The organism is Teichococcus aerofrigidensis (genome assembly GCF_054073225.1).
In genome coordinates, this window is record NZ_JBSXMU010000284.1 from 1 (window position 1) to 652 (window position 652).

The window sequence follows — 652 nt, forward strand, 5'->3', positions numbered from 1 at the left end:
AGGGGCGGGTGGTGGCCTGGGCGCCGGGCGTCGCGGCGGCGCTGGGCGGCGATGCCTCCGCCGGGCCGCGCGGCATCCTGGCGACCATGCTGCGCGTGCTGGCGGAGGGGGCGGGCTGGCGCGCCGCGCTGGGGGCCGAGGGCGAGGCCATGGTGTTGCGGCTCGACCCGCGCGGCTGAGGCGGGCGAGGCACGGCTTTTACGGTTTCTTCGCGGAACGGACGCCAGTTTGGCCGGCAACAGCCTGCTGAACCAGCCTGTCGGGGACCGCGATGGACGACCTGCTCGCCGATTTTCTGACCGAGACCAACGAGGCCCTGGCCTCGCTGGACGGCGCCTTGCTGAAGCTCGAGAAGGCGCCGGACGACCGGCAGACCCTCTCCGAGATCTTCCGCAACGTGCACACCATCAAGGGCACCTGCGGCTTCCTCGGCCTGGCGCGGCTGGAGAAGGTGGCCCATGCCGCCGAGAACGTCCTGGGCAAGTACCGGGACGGCTCGCTGCGGGTGACGCCCGCCGGCATCACCCTGATCCTGGCGGCGCTGGACGGGCTGAAGGGCATCGTCTCGGGGCTGGAGGCGACGGGTGGCGAGCCGGCGGGGGATGACGCGGCGCTGATCGCGGCGCTCGACGCCGCCTGGCGGGGCGAGCCC

At 73.8% G+C, this 652-nt stretch carries 1 protein-coding gene; it reads left to right on the forward strand.

Going from position 1 to position 652, the window contains the following annotated elements; genetic code table 11:
• Positions 1–271: 271 nt before the first annotated feature.
• Positions 272–652: Hpt domain-containing protein (locus ACVMLK_RS21255; protein WP_457487570.1), on the forward strand; the 381-nt coding region annotated here is incomplete at its 3' end.